Origin of the sequence: Flavobacterium sp., assembly GCF_044360715.1 — a bacterium.
GTDB lineage: Bacteria > Bacteroidota > Bacteroidia > Flavobacteriales > Flavobacteriaceae > Flavobacterium.
Genome location: NZ_JBIKJY010000021.1, coordinates 1 through 19,573, shown reverse-complemented (window position 1 = coordinate 19,573; position 19,573 = coordinate 1). Strand labels below are relative to the sequence as shown.

Genomic DNA, 19,573 nt, shown 5'->3' with positions numbered 1-19,573 from the left:
TACTTATTCGGATTCGTCATTTTCGTCATCTTCAGTAACTGCGTCCAATTCGTCTTCGTCACTTACCAATTCAAAAAAGCTAAAAGTGGTTCCTCCATAGGTTCTTGCAAACGAAAAATTATCCAAATGTTCTAATTTCGCATCTTTAGAATGTTCAATAATTAGCATGCCTTCTTCGTCTAAAATATCATTTTCAAAAATCAAAACGGGAATTTTTTCAAAATCTTTTTGATCTATATGGTAAGGTGGGTCTGCAAAAATAATGTCGTAACTTCCTTTGTGTTTTTGTAAAAATGCAAAAACATCACTTTTAATAGGCGTGATATCAAAGTCAAATTCAGTAGCGATTTTTCGTATGTAATTTACACAACCCATATCTGCATCTACTGCTACAAGCGGCGTGGCACCACGAGAAGCAAATTCATAAGCAATATTACCTGTGCCAGAAAACAAGTCCAATATTTTTAATTCTCCAAAATTAAAATGGTTATTTAAAATATTAAATAAAGCTTCTTTGGCCATATCGGTAGTAGGACGAACGGGCAAATTCTTTGGTGCTTGTAATCGTCTACCTTTATATTTTCCTGATATTATTCTCATGAGTGAAATAAAATAAAATGCTTTAATAGGTCGCTTTCAGGAACATCTAAAACGGATTTTAAATGAGAAACATCTAATAAACTACAGTTTCTTATATATTTATATGCAATTTTAAACGCATCACTTTCTTCTGAAATATCGCCTAAAAACTGAACAGGAATTGTTTCAGGATTTAGTTGTAATTGCTCGTAAGTGAACAATAAAAAATAAATAAAATCTTCTAACGAGTTATAAGTAAAGGTATTAAACAATAACAAATTTGTGTTTTTGGTTACCGTAATTTCAAATCTATCGTGTTGAAAATGTACCCAAACTTGTTTAGTATCCTTGTTTTTAGAAAAATCTAATGCTTTTTTTACAAAAATGGAGTTGCAATTTTTATAATCAAACGTATCGTAATGGTCTAATAAATAATTGTTTATATTCGTGTACGGAATAAAAACATTATTTAAATCGTACGTATCTAAATAATCAAAAGCAAAATAATCGGTTTCAAAAACTTTCGAATTGTATTGTAAATAACTTCCTAAATAATTGGGGTCAAACAAAGAAGAAGGTACCAAGGTGTTTAAATTAGAATTGTGCAACACCACAACATCATCATATTTATCATCTAAAATAGGATTCTCTACAAATATTTTCCACAATTCTTCTTCTAAAACATTGTTTTTGTTAATAGAATACGATTTGTAAGTAACTATTTTATTCGAAATCAAATCAATAACACAAAAAGAAAGGTCACTATATGACACCTCAAAGCAAAGCTTTTTATATGTTTTTTGAGTAATATCCTGATTCATATTTTTTATTTGAAATACAAATTTACATTTTTTACGAGAATTAAAAACCCTCAAATGAAATTATATTTAAAATCCTTGCTATATTTGAAGTTCGTAAACTAAAAATGAATGTCGCCAACGCAATTTTATAAAATTTTAATAGATCATTTTCCTTTTCAGCCCACTGCAAATCAGGATATTTTCTTCCAAAAAATGGCGGCGTTTGTGCTTCATTCTAATGATGCGCTTTTTGTTTTAAAAGGTTATGCCGGAACGGGTAAAACTACCGTGATTTCAACTTTAGTAAATCAATTACAAACAGCCAATAAAAAATCGGTGATGCTGGCGCCGACAGGTAGAGCGGCTAAAGTGATGTCAGCCTATTCTGAAAAACCCGCTTTTACCATTCATAAACGTATTTATTTTCCTAAAAAGAATAAAAATGGCGGTTTAGGTTTTGTGATGCAAGCCAATAAATTTAAAGATACGATATTTATTGTTGATGAAGCCTCAATGATTTCGGATCAATCAAACGAAACGAGTTTGTATGAAAATGGTTCTTTGTTAGACGATTTATTGTTTTATGTAGATGCAGGGCAAAATTGTAAGCTTATTTTAGTCGGTGATACGGCTCAGTTACCACCGGTGAATTCAGATATTAGTCCGGCTTTGGATATTCATTCTTTACAAGTGAATTACGATAAAGAAATTATCCATATTGAATTAGATGAAGTAATGCGTCAAGCCGAAAATTCAGGAATATTAAGCAATGCTACCGAATTACGAGCGCTTTTAAAATCGCATTTTATTGATGATTTCAAGTTTAATTTAAAGTCGTTTAAAGACATTATTCGATTGGATGATGGATTTGATATAGAAGACGCCATTCACCAATCGTATCGAAATTATAGTACGGAAGATACAGCATTCATCGTGCGTTCTAATAAACGTGCTAATCAGTACAACCAGCAAATTAGACAACGTATTTTAGATAAAGAAAGTGATTTATCGGCTGGCGATTTGTTAATGGTATTAAAAAACAACTATTTTTGGCTAAATGAAACTTCACAAGCTGGTTTTATTGCCAATGGCGATATTGTTGAAGTCTTAAAAATAAGAAATATTCAGGAATTATATGGTTTTAAATTTGCCAATGTTACCATCCGAATGATTGATTATCCGAATGAAGCACCATTTGAAACCGTATTGCTTTTAAATACCATTGAAAGTGAAGCGGCATCGCTAACGTATGAAGAATCGAATTTATTGTATCAAGAAGTTTCTAAAGATTATGAAGACGAAATTCACAAATACAAGAAACTTTTAAAAGTAAAAAGCAATCCGTATTTTAATGCTTTACAGGTAAAATTTTCCTATGCCATTACGTGTCATAAATCGCAAGGAGGGCAGTGGAGTAGTGTGTTTGTAGAAAAACCCTATTTGCCCAATGGTGTGGATAGAGATTATATTCGTTGGCTGTACACGGCAATAACAAGAGCTAAAGAAAAGTTGTATTTAATTGGGTTTAAAGATGAAAATTTTGAGTAATTTTGAAAACACATAGAAACATAGATAAATTTTTAAATATATATTTGGTGTTTAACGTTAATTTTAGAAATAAAACTAAACCTTTAACCCAAAACCTTTAACCCATTTACAATGAAAATAATTGCTGTCATCCCTGCGCGTTATGCTTCTACACGATTTCCTGCTAAATTAATGCAAGATTTAGGTGGAAAAACGGTTATTTTAAGAACATATGAAGCAGCTGTGGCTACTAATTTGTTTGACGATGTATTTGTGGTAACCGATTCAGATTTAATTTATAACGAAATTATTTCGCATAATGGAAAGGCAATAATGAGCATAAAAGAACACGAAAGTGGTAGCGACCGAATTGCTGAAGCTGTTGAATATATTGATGCAGACATTATTATAAATGTGCAAGGTGACGAACCATTTATCAATAAACCACCATTAGAACAAATTATTGAAGCCTTCAAACAAGATACAGCTAAGAAAATAGATTTAGCTTCGTTGATGTTTGAAATTAAAGATAAATCAGAAATTGAAAACCCAAATAATGTAAAGGTTATAACAGATCAAGACGGATTTGCTTTGTATTTTTCGCGTTCGGTAATTCCGTTTCCACGTGAGGAAAATGTGGGTGTACGATATATGAAGCATATTGGCATTTATGCATTTAGAAAACAAGCGTTATTAGACTTTGCTAAATTACCGATGTTGTCTTTAGAAGCCTCAGAAAAACTAGAACAATTACGTTATTTGGAATACGGAAAACGCATTAAAATGATTGAAACGTCTCACGGAAGTATAGGAATTGACACACCTGAAGATTTAGAAAAAGCGAGACGTTTAGTATAATATTCTGCCAGTTTCAAAAAAATTTCAACACAGATTACACAAATTACCACAAATTTAATCCGTGTTAATCCTAAAATCCGTGGCTAAGAATTTCAACACAGATTACACAAATTTTCACAAATTTATTCGTGCTAATTTGTGAAATTTGTGTCAAATAAATTAAATTATTTCACCACAATCTCAGCTTCCTTTTTAACAATAATTTCTGGTTTGCCTTTATACATTATTACGGTTCCCGTAATGCAAATGGTTTTTGAATCTAACGTCAGTGGATCGTAAGAAAATGCTTCTCTGTCTAATTTAAAAACTACTACAGAAAACGCATTGTCTGGAAAAGGTTTTCCAAAATTCAACAGTGCATTTCCGCCTTTTGTTTCATAAACACTGGTTACCTTTTCGCAAATTGTTATTGTTTTTCCTTCAAAAGAAGCTATATTTTCTAAAGTAGGTGTGCTTTCTTGAGCAGCAACCAATAGCGTTCCGAATAAAAATAAAACTAAAAATACTTTTTTCATATCTATAAATTAATTGCTTTTAGTAGCTAATTTATAATTTTCACTTACTTCGTTCCAGTTAATCACGTTCCAAATAGAGGTTAAATAATCGGCACGCTTGTTTTGGTATTTTAAATAATACGCGTGTTCCCAAACATCAATTCCTAAAATAGGTGTGCCTTTGGTTTCTGCAACATCCATTAACGGATTGTCTTGATTAGGCGTAGAAGACACCACCAATTTATTGTTTTTATCAACAGAAAGCCAAGCCCATCCTGAACCAAAACGAGAAGTAGCAGCTGCATTAATTTTTTCTTTTAAAGCATCTAAACTTCCAAACGTGTCAGTAATAGCTTTTTCTAATTCTGTAGATGGTTTCGTGTTTTTTATTGGTGTTAGTAGTGACCAAAATAATTCGTGATTATAATGTCCGCCTGCATTGTTTCTAATGGCAGGACTCAACTTTGATACATTCGAGAAAATCTCTGTGATTGACATTTTAGCGGCTCCAGTACCTATAATAGCAGCATTTAAATTTTTTACATACGCCGCGTGGTGCTTGCTGTAATGAATTTCCATAGTTTGCGCATCTATGAAAGGTTCTAAATCCGTATAAGCAAACGGTAACGGTTTTTGAGAAAACTGCGCCGAAACAGAAATAGTAAGCAAAAGTAAAACGGATAAAATTTGATATTTTTTCATAATTATGATTTTTGAGTTGTAAAACTTGTTGTAGCAAAGTTAGTTGTTTTTTGTAAAGTATTTTAGAATTTAAATGGTTAGTTATTACATAATTATATGAATTAATAATACAATCTAAAATCTAATACTTTACAAAGGGCATAATTTTTTTCAAAAAGCGTTTCAACTACTTCGTCTATATTTTCGTTGTCTTGAAAGAGTTTAAAAAATTCTAAATCTAAGTTGTAGCTTTTTAAATTGGTGTATTTTGCACCATATCCAGAAATGGCTTTTGCACCTGTTACATCTAAGAAAAACTGAGCTTCATCGTTAGTTAATTCAAGCGTTTTGGTATTGGCAAAATGAATAATTTTTCCTTTCATTTTTCCTTCAAAAAGTTCGGCAATTTCATCTAAACTATAATAATAGTCGTATATGCAAATGGTATTGTCTTCGCCTTCCATTACCAAATAAATAATTTCATAATTCGTGAAATTATGGTCGTCGTAGAGTAGTGCCGACAAACTTTCTTCTAACCCTTCAATTGTATCGCAAGCTTTATAAATAGACGCTATTTCGTAATTCAAAGCCAAGCGTTCTAATTGGTACTGAATATCGGTAACAGTAACCTTTTCGATATCAGAAACGGCTTCTAAACAAAAAATAAATTGATTATCTTGCATATTAATTACTCTTCGTTATCAAAATACCCTTTATTTTTTACTTTGGCTGAAAAGAAGTTTAAAAACAATACCACAAACGATAAAAAGAACATAGCTTGAATACTAACTAAAGCTTTTGCATAAGGTGTTACGGGATAAAAATCGCCATATCCTACAGAGTTTGCCGTAATTATGCTAAAATAAACGGCATCAAACCAATGTGTAAAAGGTTTGTTCATATTATCTCCCAAAGTATACAATACAGCAAATGCAAAAACAATTTCTAAATAATTTAAAAACAACAATAACATCGAACGTTTATAGGACTTTGGACGCGAAAGCATATCTGAAGCGAAAATTAATGTAGGTATATATAAAATGGTTTCTAAAAGCAGGTATACCATTATATAAATTAAAATATTTTGATCTTGTAAGTTATTTTTTAAGATGTAAATTGGAAATAATAATTTTAAAATGATGTAAGTATCCATTGCAATATCCTGATACTCATAGTTTTTTCTAGAAAATAAATACTTAATGTACACACCAGGAAAAATTAGTTGTGAAATTGATAAAAACAATCTAAATATTTTTTCAATGCCGTTATCCTCTTGATGGTCATTATTCCAAATGGATTGGATATTTACTATGCGCTTTCGAATGGGATTTACTTTTAAAAGCGGCTTGTCTGTTTTGGTAATATTTCCCAATAATAGTTTTCTTAAAAAATGTTTCATATTGTATGGGTTGAAATTTTATATACTTTTAATTATAATTACATCATTATATTTTTCAATATTCTTTAGCACTTTTGTTTCGTATAAATCCGAATCAAAATGCGACAGATATGCTTCTGTTTTTGAAAGATTACTATTATTTAAATGCATCGTATTAAATAAGATATATCCTTTTTTATTAAGTAATTGTTTACAATTAGAAATAAAGCTTTCTTGAAATAAAAACTCAGGCATTTCGGTATCTTTAAAAATATCAATAATAATTAAATCGTATTGGTTTTTATCTGTTTGAACAAATTTTTCGGCATCAGCAATAACACATTTAAAGTTAGGAATTTCATCTAAATTAAAATACGAATTTGCGATTTGAATAATCTCTGCGTCAAGTTCTACACCTGTAATTTTTTTGGAAAACGAAAAATCAGTAACCAACGTTTGCACAACGCTTCCGCCAGCCACGCCTAAAATTAATACAGATTCCATTCTATTAATTTCAGCTGCACCAATATCTAAAAGTCCTTTTTTTAAAATTGCTTGTAAACTTCCGAAAGAATAATTCGTGTTTGTGGTGTTTAATAGCGTTTTTCCGTTGTATATAGTTACTTCAATTGATTTGCTAATCGTTGAAGTTTCCTTATAAATTGTGATAGGATAGAAGTAGCTAAGTATTTTTTTAAACATCATCATATAAATTACGTAAATATACTTTATTTTTGCTTTTTCTCAAAATGTAAAAGAATGAAACATTCTCTATATAGACTACTGTTTTTTAAAATAATGGGCTGGAAAGTCAAGGGTGATTTTGATGCCTCTATAAAAAAATGTGTACTAATTGTAGTACCTCACACCAGTTGGTTTGATTTTTTTATTGGTGTTTTTTTTAGAGGAACCTATCCTGTAGAAATTAATTTTTTAGCCAAACAAGAATTGTTTCGTTTTCCGTTAGGCGGCTATTTAAAATGGATGGGTGGCATTCCACTTAATAGAAATAAGACAGAAAATAAGGTAGAAGCCATTGCAAAAATATTCGACACAAAAGATATTTTGCGTTTGTCGTTGTCTCCAGAAGGCACCAGAAAAAAGGTAACACAATGGAAATCTGGTTATTATTATATCGCTCAAAAAGCAAATGTTCCGATAATTCCTATTGCATTTGATTATGAAAACAAACAAGTTGTTATTTTTGATGCGTTCACAATAACTAACGATTATGAAAAAGATTCATTTTACTTAGAATCTTTATATACCAATATTAAAGGAAAAGTACCAGCTTTTAGTTATACCCATTAAGGCGTGTAATTCTTAAACGTACCATCGGTATAAAACACTACAATTCGTTCTATTTTTGAATCCGAATGTATTGGTTTAACTTCGGTTTCAATTTTTGGCGTATTTGATTTTTTTTCAGGAAGAGTTTCAAATATGGAAGTTTTTTGAGAAAACAAATCGTTTACTTGTTCTGTTTTTTCTTCGGAAGAAACCGCTATTTTTTCATTAGAACCCATTTCTCCTTTTGGAAAACTTCCTTTTCCATTTAGCAACCACAATAATTCAACTTCAGGAAAATTTTCAATTACTTTTAATATAAAATCTAAACTCGGTTTGTTTCTACCAGAAAGTAGGTGAGAGATACTTGATCTTTGCACATTTATTTTATCTGCAAAAAGAGAGGCTGTTAAACCATAATATTCAAAAATGGTTTCTAATCGTTTTACGAAGTGGTCTGTATTTATCATCCGAATTAAAATAAAAAAATTGTTTACAAATGTAACATATTTTTATTAAAATATAGTGATATACCGTTAATTTAAGCATAAATAATGATTAATTATACAAATATATAGTTTATATAATATTATTTAAGTAACTGAAATTAAGTAATTTAGTTTAATGTTATAAAATATGTTTACACTTGTAAAATTTTACTCTATAATTGTCACTAATTTTGTTTCCATTTTATCATTTTCATTGTTTACAAATGTAAAATGAAATATATTTACATTTGTAATATGAAAGATAATTTACAATTAGCAACCAAATATCTGTACGAATCGATTCGAGGAAGATACGTTACAGCTAATCATTTAGATTCTTTTTTAGAAACCTTACCTTATGTATTTAAAATTTCAACCGTTGGGTTTTCTGTAAAACAGCAGCCAATAAAAGCAATTCAATTTGGAGAAGGAAAGCTTAAGATTTTGATTTGGTCGCAAATGCACGGTAATGAAAGTACTACAACAAAAGGTCTGATAGATTATTTAAACTTTTTACATCATAACGAAAATGAGTTTGAAAGCCTTTCAAAATTAGTTTCTTTTTATATTATACCTGTATTAAATCCAGACGGCGCAGCAGCTTATACAAGAGAAAACGCCAATAGCGTAGATTTAAACAGAGATGCTTTTGATTGCACACAACCAGAAAGTAAGGTATTGCGAACAGTTTTAGAAACTTTTACTCCTGATTATTGTTTTAATCTACACGACCAACGCACTATTTTTGGATTAGTTGAGAGTCAGAAACCTGCAACGATGTCGTTTCTAACGGCATCATTTAACGAAGCACGTACATTTAATTCGGTTCGAGAAGAAGCTGCCGCTGTAATTGTAGGTATAAATAACGAATTACAGAAATATATTCCCAATCAAGTAGGGCGATTTGATGATTCTTTTAATATCAATTGTACTGGAGATTATTTTACAAATAGGGGATATCCTACTATTTTATTTGAAGCTGGACATTATGCGAATGATTATAATAGAGACGAGGTAAGAAAATTTGTTTTTATCGCTTTAAAAGCAGCAATTTCATTTATTAACGAAAACGATATAGTTAGCAACGATTTGGGGAATTATTTGAATATTTATCAAAATAATAAATGTTTTTATGATTTTATTTTTAAAAATGTAAAAATTAATGATAATAATGTAGAAAAAAATATTAAATTTGCAGTTCAATATAAGGAAGTTTTAACGGAAGGAAAAATAGAATTTATTCCTGAAATTATTCAGATTGAAAATTTAGACACTTTTTTCGCACATCAAACCATTGATTTTGAAAATAAATTGTATGAATTTGAAAATCGAAACTTTCCTAAAATTGGCGACATTATAAAAGTTTAGTATATAAAAGATAAAAACAGATTGATTATGAGTAAGTTTAGATTAGATGAAGTAGATCACCAGATTTTAGATATGTTAATTGACAACACTAGAATCCCTTTTACAGATATTGCTAAAAAATTATTAATATCTGCTGGTACGGTGCACGTTAGAGTAAAAAAGATGGAAGATGCTGGAATTATTCAAGGTTCTTCATTAACTTTAGATTACGAGAAATTAGGGTATTCATTCATTGCTTATGTAGGTATCTTTTTAAATAGTACTTCGCAAACGAAATTTGTTTTAGAGCGTATTAATGAAATTCCGTTTGTAACAGTAGCTTCTGTAACTACTGGGAAATTCAATATTTTCTGTAAAATTAGAGCAAAAGATACTGCAAATGCAAAAGACATTATCTTCCAAATTGATGATATTGATGGGGTTTACAGAACTGAAACTATGATTTCATTAGAAGAAAGCATTAACGACAAAAAACGTTTGATGCATACGATTTTTAAAGAAATGTAATAGTTATAATTATAAAAAAAATCCCGTTTAATTACTAAACGGGATTTTTTTATGCTTTTATTTTCTATTCTTCATCGTCATCATCATCTGAATCTGATTTTATTTTATTTCCATCGGCATCTTCTTCATCATCTAATTCAATTTTTTCTTCCTCTTCCTCATCCTCGTCATCTTCAATACCTAAATCTTTAATTGCATCTATGCTTACTTCAGGCGTAATAAAATCTTCCTCTTCATCAAAATTTTCAATTCTGTCGGCTAATTTCATGCTAACTTTTACTAAATAAATAGTGTCTTCTGTTTTTACTTCAACAGCTTCAATAGTCTCATTTTTAGCATTTTTGAATCGAATAATATCCGAATCATCATATCCATCAGGAAATTTTTCAACCAATAGATTTAAAATCTCGTTTGTTAATTTTGCGTACTCTACAATTACTCTCTTCATTTCTTGTTTGCCTTAATCAATTTTAATTGTCAAATTTAGTATTCTAATTTTAAAATTTAAATTTTTTTAAAACTTTTTTTTTTCTTATTACCAACCTAAGATGTAAGCAAAGATTAGAGGTGTCACTATAGTTGCATCCGATTCTACAATAAATTTTGGTGTATCAACATCTAATTTACCCCAAGTGATTTTTTCATTTGGAACCGCTCCAGAATACGATCCATAACTTGTAGTTGAATCTGAAATCTGACAGAAATAACTCCAAAATGGCACATCATGCATTTCCATGTCTTGATATAACATTGGTACAACACAAATAGGGAAATCTCCTGCAATTCCTCCACCAACTTGGAAAAATCCAATTCCTTTACCTGCGCAATTTTTTGGATACCAATCTGCCAACCACATCATGTATTCGATACCGCTTTTAGTAGTTGATGCTTTAAATTCCCCTTTGATGCAGTAAGATGCGAAAATGTTACCCATAGTACTATCTTCCCAACCTGGAACCACAATAGGTAAGTTCTTTTCTGCAGCGGCAACCATCCAAGAATCTTTAGGATCGATTTCGTAATATTGCTCTAATACTCCGGAATTAATCATTTGGTACATAAATTCGTGCGGAAAATATCTTTCGTTGTTTTTATCTGCTTTGTTCCAAATATCAAATAAATGTTGTTGCAAACGACGAAATGCTTCTTCTTCAGGAATACATGTATCTGTAACTCTGTTGAAATGATTGTCTAATAACTCTCTTTCTTCTTCTGGAGATAAATCTCTATAATTTGGTACTCTTTTGTATGAATTGTGTGCCACTAAATTCATAATATCTTCTTCTAAATTGGCACCTGTACAAGAAATAATATGAATTTTATCTTGACGAATCATTTCTGCTAATGATTTTCCTAGCTCAGCGGTACTCATTGCCCCAGCTAACGTTACCATCATTTTTCCATTGTCTAACAAATGGGTTTCATATCCTTTAGCTGCATCTACTAAAGCAGCCGCATTAAAATGTAAATAATGTTTTTCTACAAACTGACTAATTGGTCCTTTACTCATGGGGTTTATTTATTATCGTTTTTGTTTTTGTTGTATCCTAAAATTTCCAAGACTTGTTCGGCATTTTGTTGTTCAGAAAATACTTCAGTAGCAAAAATTCCGTTTTTGTCTTTATCAATTAATATGTGTTTGGGTTGTGGTAAAATACAATGACTTAAACCGCCATAACCGCCAATGCTTTCTTGGTAAGCACCTGTATTGAAAAAGCCAATATATAAAGGTTTTTCTTTATTATACTTTGGTAAATACACGGCATTCATATGTTGTTCTGAATTGTAATAATCGTCTCCATCGCACGTTAATCCACCTAAAAGCACCCTTTCATAAATGTCATTCCAGCGATTTACAGCTAGCATGACAAATCGTTTGTTAATTGCCCATGTATCGGGTAGGGTAGTAATAAATGAAGAATCAATCATGTTCCAGTTTTCTCTATCATTTTGTTTCTTTTGATATAAAACTTGATATAAAGCACCACCTGCTTCACCAACTGTAAATGAACCAAATTCTGTAAAAATATGTGGTACATCAACTTCTGCATCATCACATGCTATTTTTATTTGGTTCAATATTTCATCAACCATATATTGATAATCATATTCAAAAGCTAATGAATTTTTAATAGGAAAACCACCACCAATATTTAAACTATCCAAAGATGGACATTCTTTTTTTAGTGCAATATAAACTTTCAAACACTTTACCAATTCGTTCCAGTAATAAGCCGTGTCATTAATACCGGCATTAATGAAAAAGTGAAGCATTTTAAGTTCTACTTTTTTATTTTCAGCAATTTGTTTTCTATAAAAAGGTAAAATGTCTTTATATCCGATACCTAAACGTGACGTATAAAATTCGAATTTAGGTTCTTCCTCGGCTGCAATTCTAATTCCAATTTTAAATTTTCCATCAATTTGGTCTTGAAGTAAATCTAATTCCTCAAAATTATCAATGACAGGGATAGTATTTTTATGTCCATTATTAATTAAACGAGCAATATTAGTTACATATTGATCACGTTTAAAACCATTACAAACGATAAATGAATTTTTATTGATTTTGCCTTGTTCCATAAGGTTTTCTACAATATTTATATCAAAAGCGGAAGACGTTTCAATATGAATATTGTTTTTTAGAGCTTCATTTAAAATAAATTCAAAATGAGAACTTTTTGTACAATAGCAATAAAAATATTTGGCTTCATAGCCATGCTTTTCCATAGCATTTCTGAACCACATTTTAGCTCTATTAATGTTTTGCGAGATTTTTGGTAAATAGGTAAATTTCAATGGCGTACCATATTGTTCTACTAATTTCATCAAATCAATACCGTGAAAATGCAAATTATCTTTATTCAAAGTAAATTCTTCCTGTGGAAAATAGAAAGTTTGATTGATAAGGTCGGAATATTTTGTATTCATTTGACTATTACTAATTTAATTAATTGAAATACGTGCCATTTTTGTTGAGCAAAAGTAAAAATAATATTACTAAAAACAGAAGTAAAGTAAAAAAAAATTAATTCTTCAAATAATCTTCAAATGCCAGTAAAATCAATGATTCATCAACTTTTTGATTGATTTTACTTTCTCCAATTTTGTTTAATAATGTAAATTGTATGTTTCCAAACTCATTTTTTTTGTCGAAAATCAATAAATCTAATATATTTTGGATGTCAGAATCATTAAAAGATATTTTTTCAAAAACATCAGTAATAATATATTTTATCTCAGCATAACTATCTTTAGATATAAATTCTAACTTGTAGGACAAGTAACTTTCTAATATCATACCAATAGCAATAGCTTCGCCATGAAGCAATTGTTTTTTATCTTCGGATTCTAAGAAATAACTTTCAATAGCATGCCCTAATGTGTGCCCAAAATTTAATGCTTTTCTAATGCCGTTTTCTTTTAAATCCTGAGAAACAATTTTGTTTTTTATTTCAATTGATTGTTTTATTAAAATATCTAAATCATCTGTATTTAAGTTATTTAGATGTTTTAATTTGTCCCAATACGTTTTGTCATAAATTAATCCGTGTTTTAGCATTTCAGCCAATCCTGAACGCATTTGATTTGTTGGTAAAGTTTCTAAAAATTTAGAAATAACAATAACCGATTTAGGTTCGTTAATTACCCCAATTTGATTTTTTAAACTGCCTAAATCCACACCCGTTTTTCCGCCAATAGAAGCATCGACCATAGCTAAAAGAGTAGTTGGAATATTAATAAAATCAATACATCTTTTATATGTACTTGCTACAAAACCGCCAATATCTGTAATAACCCCTCCGCCTAAATTAATCATAATGCTTTTTCTATCCGCATCTAATTCAATTAAAGTATGCCATAAATCAATACACGTGTATATGTTTTTGTTTTCTTCACCAGGTTCAATTTCAATGATTTCAATTTCAATTTCGGTTGGTAAATTCGCAAGAAAATAAGGTAAACAATGTTCATTCGTATTTTCGTCTACTAACACAAAAATTTTAGAATAGGTTTCTATTTTTAGTAAATTTTCTAAATACACAAAACTTGCATCATTAAAATAAATAGTGTAATTATCAGATTGAATAGGTGTCATTGTACAGTTTATAAATTCTTCACAAAATAAATTAAAAAATATGAGAAATCATTCGTTCAATAAGTATATTTGCAATCCTTAATATGAATTCAATACTAATGGATAAAATATTTAACAATACAGAAAAAGCATTTTCGCTTAAATCTAACTCTGAATTAAACAGAGCGCACTTTTTATTTCAAATGATTGGGAAACCGGCATTAGTAAAAATAGGCACCTCATTAACAAATTTTGCTTTAAAATTTCATTTACCCGTTGAAGGTATTATACGAAAAACCGTATTTGATCATTTTTGTGGTGGCGTTAGCGAACAAGATTGTTTGCAAGTGGTGGCAAAAATGTACACGAAAGGCGTTTCTTCTGTATTAGATTATTCTGTAGAGGGTAAAGAAGAGGAAGCACAGTTTGACGCTTGTTTGAAAATGACGTTAAAAACAATTGATTTTGCGAAAGAAAACAAAGCCATTCCTTTTGCTGTTTTTAAACCAACCGGATTGGGAAGAATTGACTTGTATGAAAAAGTAGGAGAAAAAGCAACATTAAGTATTGCGGAGCAAGATGAATGGAATAGAGTAGTGGCACGATTTGAAAAAATTTGTCAATACGCCTATGATAGCGACGTTCAAATATTAATTGACGGTGAAGAAACCTGGATGCAAGATGCGGCAGATGAAGTAGTGGAGCGTATGATGAAAAAATTTAATACCAAAAAAGCTATTATTTTCAATACCTTACAATTATACAGATGGGATAGAGTGCCTTATTTAAAAGCCCTGCATTTAAGAGCGAAAGAAAAAGGTTTTCATATTGGTATGAAATTAGTTCGTGGTGCGTATATGGAAAAAGAAGCCAAACGTGCGGAAGAAAAAGGGTATAAAAACCCAATTTGCGAAACCAAACAAGCTACTGACATTAATTTTAATGATGGATTAAACTATATGTTAGATAATATTAATGAAATGGCAGTTTTTGCTGGAACACATAATGAAGAAAGTTCTTATTTACTAATGAATTTAATGCAGAAAAAAGGCATTTCAAATGACGATTCTCGCATTTGGTTTGGTCAATTATATGGCATGAGTGATAACATAAGTTATAATTTAGCAGCCAATAATTATAATGTTGCGAAGTACTTACCATTTGGACCTGTTAGAGACGTAATGCCTTATTTAATAAGGCGTGCACAAGAAAATACGTCTGTTGCAGGGCAAACGGGAAGGGAACTAACTTTGATAATTTCGGAACGAAATAGAAGAAAATTGAAATAAATAACGATTAGTTTTATTAACATGAATATGAAAAATACAAGAATTTGTAAATAGTCCACTGTAAAATAGTATTTTCATGATTTATTTTTATTTTTTTATATGTAAATAGGTAGATTAAAAAATAAATTTTTATATTTGTCAATTAATAAACCTTAAATAAATAATTATGATGAAAAAATTACTTTCTATTGGCGTTTTGTTTTCTACGTTAATTGGTACTTCTCAAACTTTATTAAGAGAAGATTTCGAAGGTTCAACTTTTCCTCCAACAGGATGGACAGTTGAAAATACACACCCTACTGCTGCATACAATTGGTCTAGAAGCGTAGGTTATCCTACTGCTACAGGAAATGGTTCTGCTATTGTAAACTGGGTTGCTGCAGCACAAAATGAAAAATTAATTTCACCATCTTTTAGTACTGTTGGTTTGACTAGTTGTTATGTAAATTTTACTGCTATTGTTGGTTATGAATATATGGTAACTATACCTGCCGGTGATTTAAGATGTCAAGTTTCTACTAATAATGGTGTGACTTGGACAACTATTTGGGTTGAAGAAAACGAAGGAGCTTACGAAGATTATGAACCAATTTACAAAAACATTCAATTAGGAGCGGCTTATCTTGGTCAGGCAAATGTAAAAATTAGATTTCAGTATGAAGCTAATGATGCGGATTTAGTTAGAATTGATGATGTAAGTGTAACAGCTTGCCCTGGTGTTGTTGGTGCAAATTCTAGTTTAATGACAGAAACTACTGGAACTTTATCTTGGACTAGTTCAGGTTCATCTTTTGATTTACAATATGGACCTCTTGGATTTACTTTAGGTTCTGGTACCATAGTTACTGGACTTACAACTTCAACTGCAAATATTACTGGACTTACTGCTGGTACTGCTTATTCATTCTATGTGAAATCTAAATGTGGAACTACTACAGCGAATGCATGGGATGGTCCTTATGTTTTTACATCGGTTACTACACAACCTGCAGCTCCAAATTACAACTATGGTTTTGAAAGTCTAAACTTACCACAAGCTGGTTGGTCTACATTTACAGCTACAACTGCTGCAAATACGGCAAGTGGTTCATGGGGAATCGCATCAAATGTTCCTGCTGGTTTTTCGGTTGATGGCGTAAACATTGCTTTAGCTTCTTCTAGCACAAATACAGCTTCAAATTCATGGTTGTTTTCCCGTGGTATTACATTAGCAGCCGGTCAACAGATTACAATTAAATATAGTCATAGACTTAATAGAAGTGCAGGTACTACTTCAGTTAATAATTTAGCCGTTAAAATTGGTTCTGCTGCTAATCCAACAGCTCAAACTACTTTCATTACACCTTCTTTTTCGGTAACAAGTAGTACGGCTTATGTAGAAAACACTCAAACTTATACAGCTTCAACTGCAGGTGTATATTATTTAGGTTTTAATCATACTTGTCCTCAACATTCAGCTACGCAAAGATCAAGCATTTTACTTGATAATGTTACAGTTACATCAGTTTTATCTGTAGATTCATTTTTAACATCAAATTTTAATATTTACCCAAATCCAGTATTTGATATTTTAAAAATTGAAAATACTAATAATTTAAAAATAAATAAAATTGTAATTACAGATATTAATGGAAGAGTTATTCAAGAAAATGTTTCTAATTTTGAAGCAATTGATTTAACTAAATTAACCGCTGGAATATATTTATTATCTCTTGAAACTGAAAACGGTAATTTTACCAAGAAAATATTTAAAGAATAAATTATAATTTTAAAATTAAAAATCCTGAAGAAATTCAGGATTTTTTTATGCAATAAATTTACTGACCACTTCTTCCGATGGCAACATACATTGCTCATTTTTTCCATACCATTTGTATCTGTTTTTGGCAATGATATCGTAAAATATATTTTTGATACTCGTAGGAATAAAATTTAAAAGTAATAATAATTTCACTGATGAAGACAAATGATTTATAATTCTAAAAACCGCTTCTGATTTAATAAAATAGGCATAACCCGGTTCGTATAGTATAATACTGTCTATAGTTTTTTCAATACCTAAATACGTAATTATTTTTTGTCCGGTTTCACTTTGTATGGCTACAAACCTGAATACATCATTTGTATCATTTTTAATAATAAAATTGACTTTATCATTACAATAATTACAAACGCCATCAAAAAGTATGATTTTTTTATCTTGAGGTAATTGGTTTATTTCCATCACTCGTTTGTAAGTAATTGTATTTGACTTCTATATCTTTCAATTAATAACGTCATCATTCGTTTATTTAAACTTGAGGAATTTTTAATATAAATTAAATACTCTTCCACTGAAAATAAGCCAATAATAATTCCCTTTAAAGCATTTCTGAATTTTATATCTTTTTGAATTACGTTTTCAATGTATTTCTCTTTTTTATCAGGTGAGAGTGTGAAAAATAATCCTTTTTGTTTGATGGCATAATTTATAAAGACCTGCAAAAGCAAATCGTTTTGAAACTTTAAAATTGGTCGTAAAGTGCTATTCTGAAACGCTTCTTCAGTTAATGTATCTAAAAAATCAATACCTAATTTTTCAGATTTAATTGCAGATAAAAGCTCATTTCTAGGTATCATAATACTTGTTTTTAAATTACTTATTAATCTATATCTAATAAATTTAATTTTTCTGCTTTAACGTGTTGTACTTCAAATAATTCTAAATCAAAATAAGGAACAGAAGCGATGATATGGTCAAAGATATCTGCCATAATATATTCGTAATTTTCCCATTTTTTATCTTTGCTAAAGCAATAAATCTCTAAAGGAATACCTTTTTCAGTGGGTTGTAAATGTCTGACCAACAAATGCATATCCTTGTTAATTCCAGGATGTGTTTCAATGTATTTTTGAATGTATTTTCGAAACAAACCTAAGTTTGTCATATTTCGACCATTTACGTTTAATGATTTGTCGATATTATTCGCCGTATTAAACTTATCAATATCCATTTTTTTCTTATCAATATAATTCGATACAAACTGAATACGTTTAAACGATTCCAATTCTTCATTCGTAACAAAACGAACCGTAGCACCTTTTATTAAAACGTGTCTTTTGATTCGTCTTCCGTCAGAATTAATCATACCGCGCCAATTTCTAAAACTGTCTGAAATTAAGCTATAAGTTGGAATAGTGGAGGTGGTATTGTCGAAATTTCTGACTTTAACCGTTGCTAAATTAATTTCTTCAACTTCGCCATCAGCGCCGAATTTATCGACAGTTATCCAATCTCCAATGCGAACCATATCGTTCACTGTAACTTGAATACTGGCTACAAAACCTAAAATTGTATCTCTAAAGACTAAAATTATTAACGCCGAAATGGAACCAAATGCGGTTAATAAAGCACTTTTTTTAGTATCAAAAAGCAATAAAATAATAGATAATAAGGCGTAAATCCATAATACAATCATAATTACTTGAATGTAGCTATCTATGGGTTTATCATTATATTTTGGTAATGTTTTTAAATAATCTTTTAAGGAATTAAAGACACTTCGGACAATGTAAAGCGATAAAATAATAATGAAAATTTTTACGCTTTTGCCAAATAAATTTTCCCAATACACAAAATCATCTAAAACAATTGGTATTTTTATACTTATATAATAAAGTGGTACTAAATGCGCAATATATTTAGCGGTTTTGTTGGCAACTAAGAAATCGTCAAATGTTGATTTTGTGTATGTTGCCACAATAGCTAAACCAATTATTAATATTTTTTTAGCCAAATAATCAATAGCATAAGCCAAAACCATTAGTACCAATAAATTAACGAACAAATTTCCGTATAAGGTAAAATCTGCACCGAAATCAAGCTTTTTTAGTACTGGTTCAATTAGATCGAAAACTTTCATATTTGAAAAAAATTATTTTTAATTTTGGAATATGCGAATTTTAAGCACTTTGATTTAAATATTTTTTATCTACCCAAAAAGTACCAAACGGAATAAAAGACGCTAATATAATAATGCTAAAATCTTTTAAATTCCATTTTTTTTCATCTTTCAATAAAAAAGCTAATATTATGTACAAGATAAATAAAACACCGTGAAGCATTCCGAATGGTTTTAGAATTAATTTGTATGTATCAAAATAATTTGGTTTTAGAACCAACATATTAAATATTAAAACTAAAAAAGAAATTCCTTCAAGTATTGCTATTTTTTTAAACCAGTTTAACATAGTGCTATA

General features: G+C 29.9%; 23 protein-coding genes. 7 read left to right on the top strand and 16 right to left on the bottom strand.

The features are described from left to right. Positions 1-3 precede the first annotated feature (3 nt). Together rsmD and ACIQ16_RS07890 are read right to left on the bottom strand one after the other, a co-directional pair. Complete coding sequence (gene rsmD, locus ACIQ16_RS07895; protein WP_396150317.1) at positions 4-600, bottom strand: 16S rRNA (guanine(966)-N(2))-methyltransferase RsmD; 597 nt, start codon at positions 598-600, stop codon at positions 4-6. Beyond that, positions 597-1,400, bottom strand: a complete 804-nt coding sequence (locus tag ACIQ16_RS07890) for a DUF3822 family protein (RefSeq protein ID WP_396150315.1) — start codon at positions 1,398-1,400, stop codon at positions 597-599. Before ACIQ16_RS07890 ends, rsmD begins: the two co-directional genes overlap by 4 nt. Positions 1,401-1,508: 108 nt before the next feature. Here ACIQ16_RS07890 and ACIQ16_RS07885 point away from each other — a divergent pair, with 108 nt between their 5' ends. Together ACIQ16_RS07885 and kdsB are read left to right on the top strand one after the other, a co-directional pair. After that, on the top strand, positions 1,509-2,927 hold the full coding sequence (locus tag ACIQ16_RS07885) for an ATP-dependent RecD-like DNA helicase (RefSeq protein WP_396150313.1): 1,419 nt from the start codon (positions 1,509-1,511) through the stop codon (positions 2,925-2,927). 111 nt (positions 2,928-3,038) lie between these two features. Continuing rightward, complete coding sequence (kdsB, locus tag ACIQ16_RS07880) at positions 3,039-3,764, top strand: 3-deoxy-manno-octulosonate cytidylyltransferase (RefSeq protein WP_396150311.1); 726 nt, start codon at positions 3,039-3,041, stop codon at positions 3,762-3,764. A 164-nt stretch (positions 3,765-3,928) separates the two neighbouring features. On the opposite strand, the gene ACIQ16_RS07875 is transcribed toward kdsB, so the two are convergent. The 5 genes from ACIQ16_RS07875 to ACIQ16_RS07855 form a co-directional block, all read right to left on the bottom strand. Then, positions 3,929-4,279, bottom strand: a complete 351-nt coding sequence (locus tag ACIQ16_RS07875; protein WP_396150309.1) for a hypothetical protein — start codon at positions 4,277-4,279, stop codon at positions 3,929-3,931. Positions 4,280-4,288: 9 nt separating this feature from the next. Next, positions 4,289-4,960 carry a superoxide dismutase gene (locus tag ACIQ16_RS07870; RefSeq protein WP_396150307.1) on the bottom strand — a complete coding sequence of 224 codons (672 nt, stop codon included), beginning with the start codon at positions 4,958-4,960 and terminating at the stop codon, positions 4,289-4,291. 101 nt (positions 4,961-5,061) lie between these two features. Beyond that, positions 5,062-5,622: a DUF6642 family protein gene (locus ACIQ16_RS07865; protein WP_396150305.1), complete on the bottom strand. Its 561-nt coding sequence runs from the start codon at positions 5,620-5,622 to the stop codon at positions 5,062-5,064. 5 nt (positions 5,623-5,627) lie between these two features. Continuing rightward, on the bottom strand, positions 5,628-6,338 hold the full coding sequence (locus ACIQ16_RS07860) for a potassium channel family protein (RefSeq protein WP_396150303.1): 711 nt from the start codon (positions 6,336-6,338) through the stop codon (positions 5,628-5,630). Positions 6,339-6,356: 18 nt separating this feature from the next. Next, entirely contained in the window at positions 6,357-7,025 is a 669-nt protein-coding gene (locus tag ACIQ16_RS07855; RefSeq protein WP_396150301.1) for a spermidine synthase, read from the bottom strand. A 51-nt stretch (positions 7,026-7,076) separates the two neighbouring features. On the opposite strand from ACIQ16_RS07855, the gene ACIQ16_RS07850 reads away from it, so the two are divergent. Next, positions 7,077-7,628 carry a 1-acyl-sn-glycerol-3-phosphate acyltransferase gene (locus ACIQ16_RS07850; RefSeq protein ID WP_396150299.1) on the top strand — a complete coding sequence of 184 codons (552 nt, stop codon included), beginning with the start codon at positions 7,077-7,079 and terminating at the stop codon, positions 7,626-7,628. On the opposite strand, the gene ACIQ16_RS07845 is transcribed toward ACIQ16_RS07850, so the two are convergent. Beyond that, positions 7,625-8,074, bottom strand: coding sequence for a helix-turn-helix domain-containing protein (locus tag ACIQ16_RS07845; protein ID WP_396150297.1), 450 nt, complete (start codon positions 8,072-8,074; stop codon positions 7,625-7,627). The two genes, ACIQ16_RS07850 and ACIQ16_RS07845, sit on opposite strands and share 4 nt — an antisense overlap. A 273-nt stretch (positions 8,075-8,347) precedes the next feature. On the opposite strand from ACIQ16_RS07845, the gene ACIQ16_RS07840 reads away from it, so the two are divergent. Both ACIQ16_RS07840 and ACIQ16_RS07835 read left to right on the top strand, forming a co-directional pair. Continuing rightward, a complete protein-coding gene (locus ACIQ16_RS07840) occupies positions 8,348-9,460 on the top strand; it encodes a M14 family zinc carboxypeptidase (RefSeq protein ID WP_396150295.1) in 1,113 nt (370 codons plus the stop codon). A gap of 27 nt (positions 9,461-9,487) precedes the next feature. Beyond that, on the top strand, positions 9,488-9,967 hold the full coding sequence (locus ACIQ16_RS07835; RefSeq protein WP_353079535.1) for a winged helix-turn-helix transcriptional regulator: 480 nt from the start codon (positions 9,488-9,490) through the stop codon (positions 9,965-9,967). 64 nt (positions 9,968-10,031) lie between these two features. Here the strand turns inward: ACIQ16_RS07835 and ACIQ16_RS07830 are convergent, their stop codons facing one another. The 4 genes from ACIQ16_RS07830 to aroB all read right to left on the bottom strand — a co-directional run bounded on the left by ACIQ16_RS07830 (position 10,032) and on the right by aroB (position 14,066). Continuing rightward, positions 10,032-10,415 carry a DNA primase gene (locus tag ACIQ16_RS07830; RefSeq protein ID WP_353079534.1) on the bottom strand — a complete coding sequence of 128 codons (384 nt, stop codon included), beginning with the start codon at positions 10,413-10,415 and terminating at the stop codon, positions 10,032-10,034. Positions 10,416-10,502: 87 nt separating this feature from the next. After that, on the bottom strand, positions 10,503-11,477 hold the full coding sequence (locus tag ACIQ16_RS07825) for a deoxyhypusine synthase family protein (protein ID WP_396150292.1): 975 nt from the start codon (positions 11,475-11,477) through the stop codon (positions 10,503-10,505). Between the two features lie 5 nt (positions 11,478-11,482). Further along, on the bottom strand, positions 11,483-12,898 hold the full coding sequence (locus tag ACIQ16_RS07820; RefSeq protein ID WP_396150291.1) for an arginine decarboxylase: 1,416 nt from the start codon (positions 12,896-12,898) through the stop codon (positions 11,483-11,485). A gap of 97 nt (positions 12,899-12,995) precedes the next feature. Beyond that, positions 12,996-14,066, bottom strand: coding sequence for a 3-dehydroquinate synthase (aroB, locus tag ACIQ16_RS07815; protein WP_396150289.1), 1,071 nt, complete (start codon positions 14,064-14,066; stop codon positions 12,996-12,998). Between the two features lie 98 nt (positions 14,067-14,164). On the opposite strand from aroB, the gene ACIQ16_RS07810 reads away from it, so the two are divergent. Together ACIQ16_RS07810 and ACIQ16_RS07805 are read left to right on the top strand one after the other, a co-directional pair. Continuing rightward, positions 14,165-15,334, top strand: a complete 1,170-nt coding sequence (locus ACIQ16_RS07810; RefSeq protein WP_396150375.1) for a proline dehydrogenase family protein — start codon at positions 14,165-14,167, stop codon at positions 15,332-15,334. A 166-nt stretch (positions 15,335-15,500) separates the two neighbouring features. Next, entirely contained in the window at positions 15,501-17,093 is a 1,593-nt protein-coding gene (locus ACIQ16_RS07805; protein ID WP_396150287.1) for a choice-of-anchor J domain-containing protein, read from the top strand. Positions 17,094-17,138: 45 nt separating this feature from the next. Here ACIQ16_RS07805 and ACIQ16_RS07800 read toward each other — a convergent pair whose 3' ends face one another. The 4 genes from ACIQ16_RS07800 to ACIQ16_RS07785 all read right to left on the bottom strand — a co-directional run. Continuing rightward, positions 17,139-17,552 carry a thiol-disulfide oxidoreductase DCC family protein gene (locus tag ACIQ16_RS07800; RefSeq protein WP_396150373.1) on the bottom strand — a complete coding sequence of 138 codons (414 nt, stop codon included), beginning with the start codon at positions 17,550-17,552 and terminating at the stop codon, positions 17,139-17,141. A gap of 5 nt (positions 17,553-17,557) precedes the next feature. After that, positions 17,558-17,953, bottom strand: coding sequence for a glyoxalase (locus ACIQ16_RS07795; RefSeq protein ID WP_396150285.1), 396 nt, complete (start codon positions 17,951-17,953; stop codon positions 17,558-17,560). Between the two features lie 23 nt (positions 17,954-17,976). Continuing rightward, positions 17,977-19,236, bottom strand: a complete 1,260-nt coding sequence (locus tag ACIQ16_RS07790; protein WP_396150283.1) for a mechanosensitive ion channel family protein — start codon at positions 19,234-19,236, stop codon at positions 17,977-17,979. 40 nt (positions 19,237-19,276) lie between these two features. Continuing rightward, positions 19,277-19,573: DUF3817 domain-containing protein (locus tag ACIQ16_RS07785; RefSeq protein WP_396150281.1), on the bottom strand; the 297-nt coding region annotated here is incomplete at its 5' end.

Bases quoted from the DNA above. Each gene is read 5' to 3' on its own strand.
- ACIQ16_RS07860 (WP_396150303.1), bottom strand. From the start codon at position 6,338: ATGAAACATTTTTTAAGAAAACTATTATTGGGAAATATTACCAAAACA.
- ACIQ16_RS07875 (WP_396150309.1), bottom strand. From the start codon at position 4,279: ATGAAAAAAGTATTTTTAGTTTTATTTTTATTCGGAACGCTATTGGTT.
- ACIQ16_RS07865 (WP_396150305.1), bottom strand. From the start codon at position 5,622: ATGCAAGATAATCAATTTATTTTTTGTTTAGAAGCCGTTTCTGATATC.
- ACIQ16_RS07825 (WP_396150292.1), bottom strand. From the start codon at position 11,477: ATGAGTAAAGGACCAATTAGTCAGTTTGTAGAAAAACATTATTTACAT.
- ACIQ16_RS07805 (WP_396150287.1), top strand. From the start codon at position 15,501: ATGATGAAAAAATTACTTTCTATTGGCGTTTTGTTTTCTACGTTAATT.
- aroB (WP_396150289.1), bottom strand. From the start codon at position 14,066: ATGACACCTATTCAATCTGATAATTACACTATTTATTTTAATGATGCA.
- ACIQ16_RS07890 (WP_396150315.1), bottom strand. From the start codon at position 1,400: ATGAATCAGGATATTACTCAAAAAACATATAAAAAGCTTTGCTTTGAG.
- ACIQ16_RS07835 (WP_353079535.1), top strand. From the start codon at position 9,488: ATGAGTAAGTTTAGATTAGATGAAGTAGATCACCAGATTTTAGATATG.
- ACIQ16_RS07885 (WP_396150313.1), top strand. From the start codon at position 1,509: ATGTCGCCAACGCAATTTTATAAAATTTTAATAGATCATTTTCCTTTT.
- ACIQ16_RS07795 (WP_396150285.1), bottom strand. From the start codon at position 17,953: ATGATACCTAGAAATGAGCTTTTATCTGCAATTAAATCTGAAAAATTA.
- ACIQ16_RS07790 (WP_396150283.1), bottom strand. From the start codon at position 19,236: ATGAAAGTTTTCGATCTAATTGAACCAGTACTAAAAAAGCTTGATTTC.
- ACIQ16_RS07820 (WP_396150291.1), bottom strand. From the start codon at position 12,898: ATGAATACAAAATATTCCGACCTTATCAATCAAACTTTCTATTTTCCA.
- kdsB (WP_396150311.1), top strand. From the start codon at position 3,039: ATGAAAATAATTGCTGTCATCCCTGCGCGTTATGCTTCTACACGATTT.
- ACIQ16_RS07810 (WP_396150375.1), top strand. From the start codon at position 14,165: ATGGATAAAATATTTAACAATACAGAAAAAGCATTTTCGCTTAAATCT.
- ACIQ16_RS07845 (WP_396150297.1), bottom strand. From the start codon at position 8,074: ATGATAAATACAGACCACTTCGTAAAACGATTAGAAACCATTTTTGAA.
- ACIQ16_RS07840 (WP_396150295.1), top strand. From the start codon at position 8,348: ATGAAAGATAATTTACAATTAGCAACCAAATATCTGTACGAATCGATT.
- ACIQ16_RS07830 (WP_353079534.1), bottom strand. From the start codon at position 10,415: ATGAAGAGAGTAATTGTAGAGTACGCAAAATTAACAAACGAGATTTTA.
- ACIQ16_RS07855 (WP_396150301.1), bottom strand. From the start codon at position 7,025: ATGATGATGTTTAAAAAAATACTTAGCTACTTCTATCCTATCACAATT.
- rsmD (WP_396150317.1), bottom strand. From the start codon at position 600: ATGAGAATAATATCAGGAAAATATAAAGGTAGACGATTACAAGCACCA.
- ACIQ16_RS07870 (WP_396150307.1), bottom strand. From the start codon at position 4,960: ATGAAAAAATATCAAATTTTATCCGTTTTACTTTTGCTTACTATTTCT.
- ACIQ16_RS07850 (WP_396150299.1), top strand. From the start codon at position 7,077: ATGAAACATTCTCTATATAGACTACTGTTTTTTAAAATAATGGGCTGG.